The organism is Mycolicibacterium sichuanense, from assembly GCF_033741125.1.
Taxonomy (GTDB): Bacteria; Actinomycetota; Actinomycetes; order Mycobacteriales; family Mycobacteriaceae; genus Mycobacterium.
In genome coordinates this window covers 524,034-539,776 of sequence record NZ_JAWQPU010000001.1, presented here as the reverse complement: position 1 = coordinate 539,776, position 15,743 = coordinate 524,034, and the positions used below count along the sequence as shown (strand labels likewise).

Below are 15,743 nucleotides of genomic sequence, written 5' to 3'. Positions count from 1 at the left end.
TTGCAACTCGCGACCGATTTCGTGCAGCATTCTGGTGAACACCGACGCGATCGTCGGTGAATGCTCGTCCTCAACGGCAAAGGGAGATCCCTAGTGACCGCCAATGGCGGAATCTCGTTCTGGTGGCAGCAGATCGGCACCCCCGAGCTCCGTGCGCCGCTGCCCGGATCGCTCGACGTCGACGTCGCGATCGTGGGTGCCGGGTACACCGGCATGTGGACCGCCTACTACCTCAAGAAGGCGCAGCCCGATCTCCGGATCGCCCTGCTGGAGAGCCGCTTCGCGGGCTTCGGCGCGTCGGGACGCAACGGCGGCTGGCTGACCCACGAGCTGACCGGCGGACGGGAGCGCTACGCCCACGCCTACGGCAGGCAGGCGGCCATCGATCACCAGCGCGCACTCAACGAGACCGTCGACGAGGTCATCGCCACCGCGGCAGCCGAGGGCATCGACGCCGACATCGTCAAGGGCGGCGAGCTCAACGTCGCCTACACGCCCGCCCAGCACGCCCGCCTGGTGGCGACCGCGAAGGCCGATGCCGACTTCCCCGGTGTCGATGCCGTGCTGCTCTCGGCGCAGGACAGCGCCGAGCGAGTCGGCGTCGCGGGCACCCTCGGCGGGCTGTGGCATCCCCACTGCGCGCGGCTGCACCCGGCGAAGCTGGCGCGCGGTCTGTCCGTTGCGGTCGAGACGCTGGGCGTCGAGATCTACGAGAACACGGCGGTCACCGAGATCCGGCCGGGTGCCGCGGTCACCGAACGCGGCACGGTCAGGGCCGACTACGTGCTGCGCACCACCGAGGGCTTCACCGCGAACCTTCGCGGCGAGCACCGGACGTGGTTGCCGATGAACTCGTCGATGATCGTCACCGAGCCGCTGCCCGCCGCGGTGTGGGACGAGATCGGTTGGGCCGGAAGGGAAACGCTCGGCGACTTCGCTCACGTATACATGTACGCCCAGCGCACCGCCGACGACCGGATCGCCTTCGGCGGGCGCGGTGTGCCGTACCGGTACGGCTCCAAGGTCGACACCGACGGCGCCACTCAGCAGGCAGCCATCGACAGCCTCACCGCGTTGCTGCGCCGCTTCTTCCCGGCCGCGGCTCGGGTGCCCGTCGACCATGCCTGGGCGGGCGTGCTCGGCGTGCCGCGGGACTGGTCGGCCACCGTCGGGCTCGACCGAGCCAGCGGGCTCGGCTGGGCGGGCGGGTACGTCGGCACCGGCGTGACCGCCACCAACCTGGCCGGCCGGACGCTGCGGGACCTCGTGCTGGGCCACGACACCGAACTGACCCGCCTGCCGTGGAGTGGGCACCGCTCCAGGAAGTGGGAACCCGAGCCATTGCGATGGCTTGCGGTGCAAGGCATCTACGCCGCCTACCGTGCCGCGGACCGCTCCGAGTTCAAGGGTCGGGCGACGACGTCGCCGCTGGCGCGCCTCGCGGACGTGGTGGCCGGCCGCTAGGACCGTCGAGGCGCCGGCCGCGCTCTCACTCCACGGTGCCCCACGCGCGGTGGCCGAACACCGCGACCACTGCGGTGCAGGCTGCCGCGAGGTAGACCGGCACGCTGACGTCGATCCGCATCAGCAGCGCGCCAAGCAGAGCCCCGCAGAAGATGGCCACTATCGCCCACAGCCTACGGTGGGTCAACCACGCGAAACCCGGGGCGAACAGCGTCTCGCTGGCGTATGCCGTGAGTGTGGACGTCACGACCACCGTCGTCATGTCCGATACCGCCAGCGCACGGGCCGTGGCAGCCTGAGCACCCATCAGCGTGGCGATGCCCGCCGCTATCACGACACCCGCGGGTGACGCGCCGCCGATCGGCACGGTCGCGAGGACGGTGGCGACCGCGACCAGAACGCATGCGCTGCAGGCGAATATGGCCGTCACCACGGGTTTCCACGCCGGCCGGTGCCGGTGCACCAACCGGCCGGCTACCGCAGCGCCGGCCACGTACGCCCCCAGCGCGGCCAGCGGACCGACGACGGGCAGGTCGTCGCCTCCGGCCAGGCCCATGCCGAGGATGACGATGTTGCCCGTCATGTTGCCGGTGAAGACGCGATCCAGCCGCAGGTAGCCGACGGCGTCCACCAACCCGGTCACGAACGTCAGCACCATCATCAACCACAGCCGCAGCCGGGTTTGGTCCACGTCCACCATCGGGAGCCCTACCGCGTCACGCGGCGCGCGAACTGCGCCACCACGGCCGCACCATCGGAGCGCGGGTCCGATGCCGCGGTCATCGCCCCGTCCTCGTCGAGGAAGACGACGTTGGAGTGGCCGAGCGACTCGCAGTGGCCGGGAACCTGGGTGGGCATTAGACCCGCCTCCGAGATCGACGCCAGCGCCGCCGCGGGTGCGTCGGCCTCCACCGTGACCGAATCGGCTGTGTTGCCATCGATTTGGCACCCCACCACGGCGCGTGGAGCCGAGACGGCAGACTCGGGTCTCGCACCGGCGAGCGCGCGCAACAGCACCTGACCCAGGATCTGCGGTTGGCCCTGGCCACCCATCGTCGCCAGCACGTGCCGGACCGCCCCGCGGCGGGTGGTCATCACGGGCATCAGGGTATGGGCTGGCCGCTTGCGCGGCGCGATGACGTTCGGCGAGGCGGCGTCGAGTGAGAAACCGGTGCCCCGGTTGTGGAACAGCACCCCCGTCTGCGGATCGATCAATCCCGATCCGAAGGCGTGGTAGACGCTTTGGATCAGCGACACCGCGTAGCCGTCCCCGTCGGCCGCCGCGACGCCGACGGTATCGCCGTGCGGCACCCGGGCCGCGCCGGGTCCCACACCGGCCGGCTCGGCCATCTCGTCGAGACCACCGTCGATCAACGCGGCCACGTCGACGTCGGCGAACCGTGGATCCGCCAGGGCCGTGGCGCGCAAGGCGTTGCCGCGGTGGAAGATCCGCAACAGCGTGCCGAACCCGTCGCCGAGTGGGTCGGTGATCCCCAGTTCGGCGACCGCGCGTAGGGCCCGCAACAGGATGAAACCGTGGGTGTTCGGCGGGCTGCTGTGCACGCTCAGGTCGCCGAACTCGACGGTGACGGGATCCACCGTCTCGGGCTGGAAGTCGGCGAGATCCTCGACGGCCATGACCGAGCCGACCGAGCGCAGGTACTCGACGGTCCGCGCGGCCAGTCCCCCGGCGTAGAACTCGTCGGCTCCCTGACGGCGCAGGGCGGCGAACGTATCGGCCAGCGCCGGCTGGACCAGTGGCTCACCCGTCTCGAGGGCTCGGCCCCTTGGCCGGAACACCCGGTCGAAGTCCGCACCGCCGAATAGATCGGCGTTCTCGCCATCGGCCAGGTGCGCGGCCAGCGATGGCGCCACGGGCACACCGGCCCTGGCGGCATCCTCGGCCGCGCGCAGCGTGCGCCTCCAGCTCAGTCGAGCGCCGAAGCGCCGCAGCGACTCCCAGCCGCGCACCCCGCCGGGCACGGTGACGGCATCCGCCCCGCGCGCCGGCAGCGATCCGCCGTGCCGGGCCCGCAGGACGTCGGCATCGACGGCACCCGGAGCCCACCCGGACGCGTTGACGCACCGCAGCGCGCCGTCCGGGGTCCGTACCAGTGCGATCAGATCCCCGCCGAGGGCGACGTTGTGCGGGTAGACGACCGTGAGCACCGCGGCGGCGGCGATGGCTGCGTCGATCGCATTGCCGCCATCGCGGTAGGCGGCCAGTCCCGCCTCGGTGGCCAGCACGTGCGGGGTCGCCAGCGCGGCCGTGAACGAGCTCGGTGCCGGGTCGGTGGGCATGGGGGACATCACTCCTCAAGGTCGGTGCGTCGCCGCGGATTGATCAGTCGATGGAGGACAGGAACGCCCTGGTGCGTTCGTGTCCGGGGTTGGCGAACAGTTGATCCGGTGCGGCGTCCTCGATGATTCTGCCCCCATCCATCACCACGATGCGGTCCGCCACGTCGCGGGCGAACCGCATCTCGTGGGTGACCACGACCATCGTCATGTGCTCGCGCGCCAGTTCGCGCATGACCGCGAGCACCTCCCCCACCATCTCGACGTCCAGGGCACTGGTGGGTTCGTCGAAGAGCATGACCTTCGGCCGCATCGCCAGCGCCCTGGCGATGGCGACGCGCTGCTGCTGACCGCCGGAGAGCTGACTGGGTCGCGACTGCGCCTTGTCGGCCAGGCCGACGCGCTCCAGCAGCTCCTGCGCGTCCCGGCGGGCCTGATCCTTCGGCGTCCCCAGGACGCGCACGGGTGCGTTCCACACGTTCTCGGCAGCGGTCATGTGCGGGAACAGGTTGAAGTGCTGGAACACGAAGCCGATCTCGCGGCGGCGGCGGGCGAGTTCGCCGGTGCTCACCTTCTTGCCGCTCGTCAGGTCGCGGTGCCCGATGGGCACCCCCTCGATCAGGATCTCCCCGGTGTCGATCGCCTCGAGGTGGTTGAGCGAGCGCAGCAGGGTGGTCTTGCCCGCACCCGACGGACCGATGAGCACGACGACCTGGCCGCGCATCACGTCGAGTGACACGTCGTCGAGCACCTTGCGGCCGCCGAGCGTGCAGGATGCGCCGCGCACGGAAACCACTGGTGCGCTGGCTGATTCGAGGATCGTGTTCATGGTCGGCTCCTGGACGTCCATCGATGGTCTCATCCCTGCGGCTGGAGGGCCGGGGCGGCGCGGCGGGCACCGAGCAGTCGCTGGGTCAGCCGCACCCGCTGTTCGATGCCGAGCTGACGGGCCAGCCGGTTCTCGATGTTGGCCTGGATGAACGTCCAGACCGTCGTAAGTGCCAGGTAGTAGATCGCCGCCACGATGAAGATCTCGAAGGTGTGGAACGTGTACGAGCTGATCGACTGCGTCACCAGGAACATCTCGCTGACTCCGATGACCGACAGCACCGACGTGGTCTTCATCATGCCGTTGAACGAGTTGCCCAAGGGCGGCACCATCACCCGCAGCGATTGCGGCACGACGATCCACCGCATCGCCTTCCCCGGCTTCATGCCCAGTGACGCCGCGGCCTCGAACTGGCCCTTGGGCACCGAATCCAGGCCTGCGCGCACGATCTCGGCGATGTAGGCACTCTCGTTGACGGTCAGGCCGATGATCGCAGCCTGCACGGCCGCCTTCACCGACACACCAAGGAGGTCGACGTCGCTGAACTGGTACAGCCCGACGGCGGCCAGACCCGTGTAGATCAGCACCAGCTGGACCAGCAGCGGCGTTCCGCGAATGACCCAGATGTACACGCCCGCAGACCATCTCAGCACACCCAATCGCGAGCGCCGCATCAGCGCGACGACCAGCCCGACGGCGATGGCCAGGATCATCGCCACCACCGAGATGACGATGGTGAGTACCAACCCGTCCAGGAACGGATCACTCGGGGTGAGCAGTGCCTTCCAGAAGAAGTCCCAATCGAATCGCACGACGACCCTCGGTCACTTCTTGATGGAGAGGTCGGTCTGACCCCACTCGCCGAGGATCTTGGCGTAGCTGCCGTCGTTCTCGAGTTCGGTCATGGCCTGGCCGATCGCGTCGTGCAGGACGGTGTTGCCCTTGAGCGTGGCGGCGCCGATCTCGATGGTGCCGAACGGCTGACCGGCCAGCTGGATCTGGGCACCGGTCTTGGTCGCGTAGTAGCCGAGCGTCTCCGCGGTGTCGAGGTAGGCGTCGACCTGACCGTTCTGCACCTGCTGGATGGACACGTCGGCGTGGTTGTTGCGGTTGATGTCGATCGCGGACTTGCCTGCGGCCGTGCACTCGTCGGACTGCTCCTGCGACAGCGACTCCGCCGTGGTTCCAACCGCGACCATGATCTTCTTGCCGCACAGGCTGTCATCCATGCCCGTGATCGACGCCGGATGCGCCTTGGACACCGCGATGCCGGTGCCCGAGTAGACGTAGGGCACGAAGTCGACGACCTTCTCGCGCTCGGGCTTGATGTAGAGCTGGGCCATGATCACGTCGCACTGCTTGGCCTGGAGCGTGGGAATCACGGCCGCGAAGGCGGATTCGACGAACTGGGCCTGCAACCCGAGCTTCGCGGCGATCGCCTTGCCGAGGTCGACCTCGCTGCCCACCAGCGCTCCGGTCTCGTCGTGGTACACGTTGGGGGGCGTGCCGTCGTTGGGCGCGCAGATCTTGAGCGTCCCCGCCTGCAGCACCGCCGGCGGGGACACCTTCGCGGGTCCCGTTGCGGCGGGCGCGCTTTGCTCCGACTTCGAACATCCGGCCAGCGCGAGCACCAGCGAGCACGCGGCGAGTCCGGAAACGACGATCTTCTTCACGGTTCCTCCAGGCGTCGATGCGACCGGTCTGGGAGGTCGTCGTCGACGCGCGCCGGTCACTGCCTATCGAACGATAGGTGACTATCGGTCGATAGGCATCTTTTCGGAGAAGTTCATTCCCCCGACACCCGGACCGGGCGCGGCAAGGGATTCGGATCAGCGGGCGGTGACGACGTCGAGCTCGGCCAGCCGCCGCACCGTGACCGCGCGAACCTCCTCCAACCGCGACCCGTCGACGAGCAGTGCGCGCAGCACGAAGTCGGCGGCCTGCAGTGGTCGCCGTTCACGGACGGGGCGACCGGGACCACCCTGTTCGCGCAGCGTCTCGAACATGACACCGTTGATGGCGCGTTGGACGAAGCTTGGCTCGAAGTCGACGAACTCCCCCGCCGCACGTCCGCTCGAGACGGCCCCCTGCACCAGCTCGTGGAACAGTGCGATGCCCTCCCGCTCGTCGGCGAACTCGTCGAGGCCGAGCACCGCGTCCTGGTACAGCCCCCGGGCATCGAACGGCTGGATCAGCACCTCCCGCACGTCGCATGCAATCGTCAGGTGCAGCTTCTCGGCCCACGTCGACTGCTCCTCGAGACGCCGGTTGACCCGGTCGATGGACGGGCCGAGGTCGAGTTCGACGAGCGTGCGGAAGATGACGTGCTTGGCACCGAAGTGGTGGAACAGCGAGGGTTGACGGATCCGAACGGCGTCGGCGATGTCGCGGGTCGAGGTCCCGAAGTACCCGCGCTGAGCAAAGAGCGACGACGACGCCAGCAGGATGCGACCCCGCGTCGACGACCAGTCGACGACCGCGGGCTGCCAGCCTCGTCCGTACTTCACGCGTCGATTCTGTCACCGCCGGCCCGGCACGCCGCGCAGGTCTGCGTGGCGTGCGGGTTCAGAAGCCGAAGCCCAGTTGCGCGGGGACGTCGCTGCGGAACGCAGCATCCAGGTCGGCCAGCCGTCGCGGGCTGCCGCCTCGCAGGCGACCAGCGGCGGCCAGGATCGCCGCGGAATGCACTCCGAGGTACACGCTGCCGAGTACGTCGAGGCCCATGGTGAAATCGGCAGGGGCGTCGGTGGGTATACAACGCGCGCGCCCATCCCGAATCTCGAGCGCGAATCGCCCTCCGTCGGAACGGAATCCGTCGACGACGTCGATCACCGCCTCGACGTCGGCCCGGTAACTGCGGGCCTCGAGCGCCGCGGGCACGTCCATGAGGCGCAGCCACAGCTCGTCCTGCGCCCCCGTGGTGCGCACGACTCGTGAGTCCTCGAGCATGTAGGGCAGCGGATCGGCGGGATGACTCGACGCGGTGATCGTCTCGATCAGGTCCAAACCGCACAGCGCCCGCCACAGCGCCACGTGCGCCTCCGCCGTGGCAGCCGTGAACTCCTCCACGCCAACGTTTCTCGACTGCCCGCGATGCACCCGATAGAGCACGTAACCGTCCTGGTGCAGCAGCGCGAACCACGCCGTGCCACCCCCGCGGGACGGCTCCCAGTCGGCCAGCAGGTCATCCCACAGTGGAGTGGGCCGCCCCATGCCACCCGGCGTAGTCCGCCGATAGCGGTCGTAGATCTCGGCGAACGCATCGCGATGCTCCGAGGGCCGAACCACCCGGACCCCGCCGGGATCGGCGGCGTCGCGGTGGAACCGGGCGAACCGGCGGTCGATGTGCAGCGTGGTCTCGACGGTCGCCGGGCCGTACCCGAACCGGCCGTAGATGCCGCCCTCGCTGGCAGTCAACGCGGCGATGGGATAGCCCGCGTCCGAGATCCGTTGGTGCAGTTCGGTGTACATCGCCCGCAGCAGGCCACGCCTGCGGTGCGTTGGCGCAACCCCCACCCAGGTGATACCCGCGACGGGCAGGATAGCGCCACCGGGCACCGTCAGCTCGAGGTCGAGGTAGTGCGCCATCGCGACGACGTCGTCTCCGTCGGACACCACGACCGAACCGTCCACGGGCATCAGCGTTCGCCAGCGGGCGATGGTATCGGAGTGCCAGTGCGCGCCGAAGCTGGTGGCGGTCAGCAGCGCCACGCCCGGCCAGTCGGCGTCGGTGACGTCGCGAAGGATGAGTGGCGCCGGCACCGAGGCCGGAGTCGAGCCGGCCATGGTCTACCTCTTCGTGAAGATGATCCTGTGCCAATCCTTTTCGGGTTTGGCCGTGATGTCGCTCATCACGTGCTTGATGGTGAGGTACTCCTCGAACGAGTAGTCACTCATGTCCTTGCCGAAGCCCGAGGCGCCAACGCCGCCGTGCGGCATCTCGCTGATGATCGGAATGTGGTCATTGATCCACACGCAGCCTGCGTGGATCTCCCGCGAGGCCCGTTGCGCGCGGTACACGTCACGGGTCCACGCCGAGGCGGCCAGTCCATACTCCGTGTCGTTGGCCTGCCGGATGCCGTCGTCGTCGTCGGTGAACGCGCGCACGGTCAGCACCGGACCGAAGATCTCGCTGCGGTAGGCCTCGGAGCGCTCGTCGACGTCGGCGATCAGCGTCGGCCGGTAGAACGAACCGGGGAGGTCGGGGGCGCTGCCGCCAGTGACGATGCGGCCGCCCTCGCCGGGGGCGCGGTCGACGATGCCCGCGACCTTGGCCCGGTGGGCGTTGGTGATCAGCGGACCGAGGTCGGTGTCGGGGTCGTGCGGATCGCCGAGCACGATCTGGCTCATCACCTCCGCGACACCCGCCACGAAGTCATCGTAGAGGTCGCGCGCGACGATCGCCCTGGTGGCGGCAGTGCAGTCCTGGCCGGTGTTGATGAGCGAGGCCGCCACCGCGCCCTGGATGGCGGCGTCCAGGTCGGCGTCGTCGAACACCAGGAACGGTGCCTTGCCCCCCAATTCCAGTTGGGTGCGATGGCCGTGCCGAGCGGCCGCAGCCATCACCTTGCGGCCCACGGCGGTGGACCCGGTGAACGTCACCAGGTCGACGTCGCGGTGGCCGGCCAACGCCGTGCCGACGTCACCGCCCGCACCGGTGACGACGTTGAGCACCCCGGCGGGCAGACCGGCCTCGCTGGCCAGCCGCGCCAGCGTCAGCGTGGTGAGCGGGGTGACCTCGGCAGGTTTGATCACCACCGAGCAGCCGGCGGCCAAGGCGGGGATCACCTTCCACACCGCCATCTGCAGCGGATAGTTCCACGGCGTGATGGTCGCGACGACGCCGATCGCCTCGCGACGGATGCTGGAGGTGTGGTCGGCGGAGTACTCGGCGGTGGCCTTGCCCTCGAGGTGGCGCGCCGCGCCGGCGAAGAAGTCGATGTTGTCCACGCTGCCCGGAACGTCGAACTCGGTGGCCAACCGCACCGGCTTGCCCGTTTGACTGACCTCCTCGGCGACCAGCTTCTCGGCGTGCTCGCCGGCGAGTTGGGCCAGCTTGGCCAGCACCGCCGAGCGCTCGGCCGGAGTCGCGGTCGACCAGGCCGGTAGGGCCGCCCGCGCAGAGGCGACGGCTACGTCCACGTCGTCCGGCGTTGCCAAGGCGCAGTCGGCCACCACGTTTCCGGTCGCCGGATCGATGACCTGGTGCATTCCGCCGCCGGTGACCACCTCGGCTCCGTCGATCCAGCTGCTTGCGATCGTCATGACTTTCACGCTAGCGGACCCCGCTCAGACCAGCTACGCATTACCGCCGTGACAAACGGGTAGAACGAACGATTTCATGGCTTTGGTTGCCCGGTACGACGGATTCCGTGCACAATCATCGTCATGGTCGATCAGGGTGCACCGCCCGGCGTCGGTGCTGTCTCGCTGCGGATCAGCCATTCCCGCCCGGGCGCCGCGTTTCAACTCGACGAATTGTCCAAGGCGATCATCGAGAAACTTCAACAGGATGGACGACGGTCGTATGCCGGGATCGGAAAGGCAGTCGGGCTCTCGGAGGCCGCCGTGCGCCAGCGCGTGCAGCGGATGGTCGACGCCGGTGTCATGCAGATCGTCGCCGTGACGGATCCGATGCAACTCGGCTTCGCCCGCCAGGCGATGATCGGCATCCGCTGCACCGGCGATACCACCAAGGTCGCCGACAAGCTCGCCGCCATCGAGTCAGTCGACTACGTGGTGCTCACCGCCGGGTCCTTCGATGCCATCGTCGAAGTGGTCTGCGAGGACGACGGAGATCTTCTCGACCTGCTCAACACCAAGATTCGCGCCGTACCAGGGGTGATATCCACCGAAACATTGGTTTACCTCAAACTCGTTAAGCAGCAATACAATTGGGGCACTAGATGACACTCATCGATTCAGATCCAACCATCACCAGCGACTTGACCGCCAAGGCGCAGCGCCACCTCTGGGGGCACTTCGCCCGCCACGGTGACGACATCACGCCGACGGTCATCACCCGCGGCGAAGGCGTCCACATCTGGGACAGCGAGGGCAACAAGTACCTCGACGGCCTGTCCGGGCTGTTCGTGGTGCAGGCCGGGCACGGTCGGGCAGAGCTCGCCGAGGCGGCCGCCAAGCAGGCCGAGACGCTCGCCTTCTTCCCGCTGTGGTCCTTCGCGACGCCGCCGGCCATCGAGCTGGCCGAGCGGATCGCCAACTACGCGCCCGGCGACTTGAACCGGGTCTTCTTCACCACCGGCGGCGGCGAGGCCGTCGAGAGCGCGTGGAAGCTGGCCAAGCAGTACTTCAAGCTGACCGGCAAGCCGGGCAAGTACAAGGTGATCTCGCGGTCCATCGCCTACCACGGAACGCCGCAGGGAGCGCTGGCCATCACTGGCATACCGGCGTTCAAGGCGCCGTTCGATCCGCCGACCCCCGGTGGTTTTCGGGTGCCCAACACGAACTTCTACCGGGCTCCCGAGCAGTTCAGCACCGACCCCAAGGCATGGGGGCGCTACTGCGCCGACCGGATCGCCGAGGCCATCGAGTTCGAGGGTCCCGACACCGTCGCCGCGGTCTTCCTCGAGCCGGTGCAGAACGCCGGCGGCTGCTTCCCTCCGCCGCCGGGATACTTCGAGCGGGTCCGCGAGATCTGCGACGAGTACGACGTTCTGCTGGTGTCCGACGAGGTCATCTGTGCCTTCGGGCGCATCGGTTCGATGTTCGCGTGCGACGACTTCGGCTACGTGCCGGACATCATCACCTGCGCGAAGGGGCTCACCTCGGGCTACTCCCCGATCGGCGCGATGATCGCCAGCGACCGGTTGTTCGAGCCGTTCAACGATGGATCGACGGTCTTCGGCCACGGCTACACGTTCGGTGGACATCCCGTGTCGGCGGCGGTGGCGCTGGCCAACCTCGACATCTTCGAGCGCGAGGGCCTCAACGACCACGTCAAGCAGATGGCACCGGCCTTCCGGTCGACCCTGGAGAAGCTGCACGATCTCCCGATCGTCGGTGACGTCCGCGGCGAGGGCTACTTCTACGGCATCGAACTGGTCAAGGACAAGACCACCAAGGAGACCTTCGACGACGACGAGTGCGAGCGGCTGCTGCGCGGCTACCTCACCCCGGCGCTCTTCGAAGCGGGGCTGTACTGCCGCGCCGACGACCGTGGTGACCCAGTGGTGCAGCTGGCGCCGCCCCTGGTCTGCGGGCAGAAGGAATTCGACCAGATCTACGAGATCCTCAACGGCGTGCTGACCGAGGCCGGCCGCCGAATGTAGGCACGAGCCAACGAGTGTGAGCCCACTGCGAGATCGGCGACGATCTCTGGCAGTGGGCTCACGCTCGTTTGGGGACCGGGCGCTCTGGGAACCCCATCGGTCACGAGATTCACTCTGGTAACAGCGTGGCAACCCGGTGTGCGGATGTCCGTCGCCTAATCTGCAGACACCATGGCGACCTTCCGAACCGCGTCCCGGCAAGCGGCCGCGCTGGTGGCGACTCCGCTGCTGGCGGCGTTCTGCCTGCTCGGCAGCCCGGCGCTGGCCCACGCCGACGACGCTTGCCCGTACCGGGTGGCGACCCCGCCCGCCGTCGACTCCTCCGAGGTGCCCGAGTCCGGCGATCCCCCGCAGCCGCTGCCCGTACCCGCCAAGCCGCTCGGCGGTGACGCCCTGTCGGGCTGCGGGATCATCACCGCCCCCGGCACCGGGCCCGTACCCGACGACGTCTCCGCCGAAGCCTGGCTGATCGCCGACCTGGACTCCGGCGACGTCATCGCCGCCCGCGATCCGCACGGCCGACACCGCCCGGCCAGCATCATCAAGGTCCTGGTGGCCACCCAGGCCCTGCGCGAACTGCCGATCAACAAGCAGGTCATCGGTACCGCCGACGACGCCGCAGCCGAAGGCACCCGGGTCGGAGTCGACCAGGGCGGCAAGTACACCGTCAACGACCTGCTGCACGGCCTGCTGATGCACTCGGGCAACGACGCCGCGCACGCGCTCGCGGTCCAGCTGGGCGGCATGGACACCGCGCTGCAGAAGATCAACGACCTGGCCGGCAAACTCGGTGGGCGCGACACCCGCGCGGCCACTCCGTCGGGCCTGGACGGTCCCGGCATGAGTACCTCGGCCTACGACCTGGGCCTGTTCTACCGCTACGCCTGGCAGAACGCCGTATTCGCCAACATCGTCTCCACCAAGGACTACGACTTCCCCGGTCACCCGGCCCGCGACGGTGGCGCCGACAGCCCCGGCTATCAGCTCGAGAACGACAACCAGCTGCTCTACAACTACCCCGGTGCCCTCGGCGGCAAGACCGGTTACACCGACGACGCCGGCCAGACGTTCGTCGGCGCGGCCGACCGCGACGGCCGCCGGCTGGTGGTGATCATGCTGCACGGCACCCGCCTGCCGATCGCCCCGTGGGAACAGGCCGCGCATCTGCTCGACTACGGCTTCTCCACCCCGGCGGGCACGAAGATCGGCACTCTGGTCGACCCCGACCCGTCGCTGGTCGCCAGGGACGCCAATCCGGTGGGTGACAAGACTCCCGCCCAGGACGTCGCAGCGGCCGGACTGCCCTCCGCCGATGCCACACCGGTGCGGGTCGGCGTCGGCGTCGTGGGTGCGGTCGTCGTGTTCGGCCTCATCATGGCCGCTCGGTCGTTGAACCGTCGTCCCACGCACTGAGCTCGGGGCCATCCTTGGACGGTGTCGTTCTCGGCGCTAAACGCCTCTCGCACACCACGGTCGTGAAATACGGCAGCAAGCACGAAATCGCGACCCTGGTGCAGACTTGGTCGTAGCACGCACCTCGAGGTCATCAACGGAGACCCGTGGAGGCATCGAGATCCTCGTCAATCGACGTGTTTCGATTGGCAAGGCGTTCGAGGCGCCTCCCGGTAGTCGATCACCACGCGTCCGTCGATCTGACCCCGCTCCAACCGGCCGAACACCTCGTTGACGTCGTCGAGGCACGCGCTGGTCACCGTCGGAAGGATCAGCCCGCGGGCGTAGAAGTCCAGCGCTTCGACCATGTCCTGACGAGTGCCGACGATCGAACCGCGAATCGTCAGACCCTTGAGCACGATGTCGAAGATCGGCGCGGGAAACTCGCCTGGCGGAAGGCCATTGAACACGATCGTGCCACCGCGGCGCGCAAGACCGATGGCTTGGCCGAATGCCTGCGGATGCACCGCGGTGACCAGCACTCCGTGTACACCGCCGGTGAGCTTCTGTACCTCGGCGACCACCTCGCTGGTGCGCGCGTCCACGGCGACCTCGGCGCCGAGGCGGGTCGCCAGCTCGAGCTTGGATTCGTCGACGTCGATGGCCACGACCCGCAGTCCCATGGCGCGGGCGTACTGGACGGCGATGTGTCCCAGCCCGCCGATGCCCGAGATGGCCACCCACTGCCCGGGCCGGGTATCGGTGACCTTCAACCCCTTGTACACGGTGACCCCGGCACACAGGATCGGGGCTACTTCGAGGAGGTCGACGCCGTCGGGGATGCGGGCCGCGTAGGCGGCGTTGACCAGCATGTAGCTACCAAAGCTGCCGTTGACGGTATAGCCGCCGTTGCGCTGGCTCTCGCACAGCGTCTCCCAACCGGTGCGGCAGTACTCACAACTGCCGCACGCGCACCACAGCCACGCATTGCCGACCACGTCGCCGATCGCGAGGTCGGTGACCCCGTCGCCGAGCGCGACCACCGTGCCGCAGCCCTCGTGCCCCGGAATGAACGGCAGCTGGGGCCTCACGGGCCAATCCCCATGGGCGGCATGCAGATCGGTGTGACAGATGCCCGAGGTCGCCAACTTCACCAACGCTTCGCCGAAGCCAGGAACCGGGAGGTCGAGTTCCTCGACGTGCAAGGGTGCACCGAATTCGGTGACGACGGCCGCGCGCATGGTGTTCGTCGCGGCACGCGTCAGCTCGGGGATCTCGATCATCTCTGTCATGTCCTCATCACACCCTCGGATCGTGTTGCCGAGAAGTGCCCTTCGGCCCCGAATGTGGTGTCGGGAGTCCACGCTGTCGAAGGTCGGGATCAGCCGTCGCGAGGCCGACGGGTCGGAGGTTCAGCGGCGGCGGGTGAGCCGCGAGAGCCCGAGCGCGCCGAGCGCACCCATGCCCGCAGCGGCGAGGGCACCCCCGACGCCGAGCCCCTCGCGAACCTGCACCCTCGGGGTGATCTCGACGGGGTTCGGCGGTCCAACGGGGGCGGCGAGCAGGTTCTCCGGTGACGTCGCGGCCCAGGCCGTGGCGAACAGGATCAGCCGTGACGTGATGTACGCGAACACCATCAGACCGAGCACCGGACCGAACGTCGCACCCGCCGGGCCGGTCAGCACCGATGCCAGGTACACCGAGGCCACCTGCTTGAAGATCTCGAAGGCGACCGCGGCGATCAGCCCGGCGCGGGCGGCGCTGCGGAAGGTCACCGACTCCCTGGGCAGCCGGGCGATGATCCAGGTGAACAGCAGCCAGGACACGGCCAGTGACACCACCAGCGAGGCCATCCGCAGCAGCACGTCCAGCCCCGGAAACTCGGGGATCCCGGTCCACTCCAGCACATTGCGCATCACCGAGCGCCTGCCGAGGACCGTCAGCGCCACGGTGACGGTGATCGCGGCGAATGCCGACAGCAGCGCCAGCAAGTCGGAGAGCTTGGTCCGCAGGAAGCCGGGCGGTTCACCGCGCTGCAGGCCCCACATCTGGCTCAACGCCTCCCGCAGGTTGGCCATCCACCCCAGCCCCGCCCAGGCCGCGGTCGCCAACCCGATGATGCCGACCGAGGTGCGCGAATCGATCGCAGAGTCCATCAGGGTGATGAGCTGCTGGCCGAGGTCGCCGGACACCGACCCGCGGATCTTCGCCTCGATCTGGGCAAGCAGGTCGGCCCTGGCGGCGAGCACGAAACCGGCCGCCGCGAAACCCACCATGAGCAGCGGGAACAACGCGAAGATCGTGAAGTAGGTGATGCCGGCGGCGTAGAAGTCGCCCTTGCTATCGGTGTAACGCTGCTGGGCGGACATCACGCGGTCGAACCAGACGAACCTGGCCCGCAGTCGATCCAGCAGGCCGGGCTTGGCCGGTTCGGTCACGCCGGCCTCCTGTCGATGGGAGCGCTCGCG

The 15,743-nt window shown here is 68.6% G+C and carries 14 protein-coding genes; 4 read left to right on the top strand and 10 right to left on the bottom strand.

Translation table 11 applies throughout. The features are described 5' to 3' along the window. Positions 1-60: 60 nt before the first annotated feature. Positions 61-1,464, top strand: a complete 1,404-nt coding sequence (locus SBI80_RS02610) for an NAD(P)/FAD-dependent oxidoreductase (RefSeq protein ID WP_318972863.1) — start codon at positions 61-63, stop codon at positions 1,462-1,464. A 25-nt stretch (positions 1,465-1,489) separates the two neighbouring features. Here the strand turns inward: SBI80_RS02610 and SBI80_RS02605 are convergent, their stop codons facing one another. From SBI80_RS02605 to SBI80_RS02570, 8 genes are all read right to left on the bottom strand, one after another. Next, on the bottom strand, positions 1,490-2,164 hold the full coding sequence (locus SBI80_RS02605) for a YoaK family protein (protein WP_318972862.1): 675 nt from the start codon (positions 2,162-2,164) through the stop codon (positions 1,490-1,492). 8 nt (positions 2,165-2,172) lie between these two features. After that, positions 2,173-3,765 carry a gamma-glutamyltransferase family protein gene (locus SBI80_RS02600; protein WP_318972861.1) on the bottom strand — a complete coding sequence of 531 codons (1,593 nt, stop codon included), beginning with the start codon at positions 3,763-3,765 and terminating at the stop codon, positions 2,173-2,175. 43 nt (positions 3,766-3,808) lie between these two features. Beyond that, entirely contained in the window at positions 3,809-4,591 is a 783-nt protein-coding gene (locus SBI80_RS02595; RefSeq protein WP_318972860.1) for an amino acid ABC transporter ATP-binding protein, read from the bottom strand. Positions 4,592-4,620: 29 nt separating this feature from the next. Beyond that, positions 4,621-5,403: an amino acid ABC transporter permease gene (locus SBI80_RS02590; RefSeq protein ID WP_318972859.1), complete on the bottom strand. Its 783-nt coding sequence runs from the start codon at positions 5,401-5,403 to the stop codon at positions 4,621-4,623. 12 nt (positions 5,404-5,415) lie between these two features. Then, entirely contained in the window at positions 5,416-6,264 is an 849-nt protein-coding gene (locus tag SBI80_RS02585; RefSeq protein ID WP_318972858.1) for a transporter substrate-binding domain-containing protein, read from the bottom strand. Positions 6,265-6,420: 156 nt separating this feature from the next. Then, on the bottom strand, positions 6,421-7,098 hold the full coding sequence (locus SBI80_RS02580; RefSeq protein ID WP_318972857.1) for a TetR/AcrR family transcriptional regulator: 678 nt from the start codon (positions 7,096-7,098) through the stop codon (positions 6,421-6,423). 58 nt (positions 7,099-7,156) lie between these two features. Beyond that, positions 7,157-8,377, bottom strand: a complete 1,221-nt coding sequence (locus tag SBI80_RS02575) for an enhanced intracellular survival protein Eis (RefSeq protein WP_318972856.1) — start codon at positions 8,375-8,377, stop codon at positions 7,157-7,159. Between the two features lie 3 nt (positions 8,378-8,380). Next, the gene (locus SBI80_RS02570; protein WP_318972855.1) at positions 8,381-9,856 is read right to left on the bottom strand and encodes a gamma-aminobutyraldehyde dehydrogenase; all 1,476 of its coding nucleotides are present in this window, start codon (positions 9,854-9,856) and stop codon (positions 8,381-8,383) included. 123 nt (positions 9,857-9,979) lie between these two features. Here SBI80_RS02570 and SBI80_RS02565 point away from each other — a divergent pair, with 123 nt between their 5' ends. The 3 genes from SBI80_RS02565 to SBI80_RS02555 all read left to right on the top strand — a co-directional run bounded on the left by SBI80_RS02565 (position 9,980) and on the right by SBI80_RS02555 (position 13,296). Then, positions 9,980-10,501, top strand: coding sequence for an Lrp/AsnC family transcriptional regulator (locus tag SBI80_RS02565; protein ID WP_318972854.1), 522 nt, complete (start codon positions 9,980-9,982; stop codon positions 10,499-10,501). Continuing rightward, the gene (locus SBI80_RS02560; RefSeq protein WP_318972853.1) at positions 10,498-11,883 is read left to right on the top strand and encodes an aspartate aminotransferase family protein; all 1,386 of its coding nucleotides are present in this window, start codon (positions 10,498-10,500) and stop codon (positions 11,881-11,883) included. Before SBI80_RS02565 ends, SBI80_RS02560 begins: the two co-directional genes overlap by 4 nt. 171 nt (positions 11,884-12,054) lie before the next feature. Next, positions 12,055-13,296 carry a D-alanyl-D-alanine carboxypeptidase family protein gene (locus SBI80_RS02555; protein WP_318972852.1) on the top strand — a complete coding sequence of 414 codons (1,242 nt, stop codon included), beginning with the start codon at positions 12,055-12,057 and terminating at the stop codon, positions 13,294-13,296. Between the two features lie 167 nt (positions 13,297-13,463). Here the strand turns inward: SBI80_RS02555 and adhP are convergent, their stop codons facing one another. Both adhP and yhjD read right to left on the bottom strand, forming a co-directional pair. Further along, a complete protein-coding gene (gene adhP / locus SBI80_RS02550; protein WP_413232653.1) occupies positions 13,464-14,558 on the bottom strand; it encodes an alcohol dehydrogenase AdhP in 1,095 nt (364 codons plus the stop codon). 129 nt (positions 14,559-14,687) lie between these two features. Further along, positions 14,688-15,713: an inner membrane protein YhjD gene (gene yhjD, locus SBI80_RS02545; protein WP_318972850.1), complete on the bottom strand. Its 1,026-nt coding sequence runs from the start codon at positions 15,711-15,713 to the stop codon at positions 14,688-14,690. Positions 15,714-15,743 lie beyond the last annotated feature (30 nt).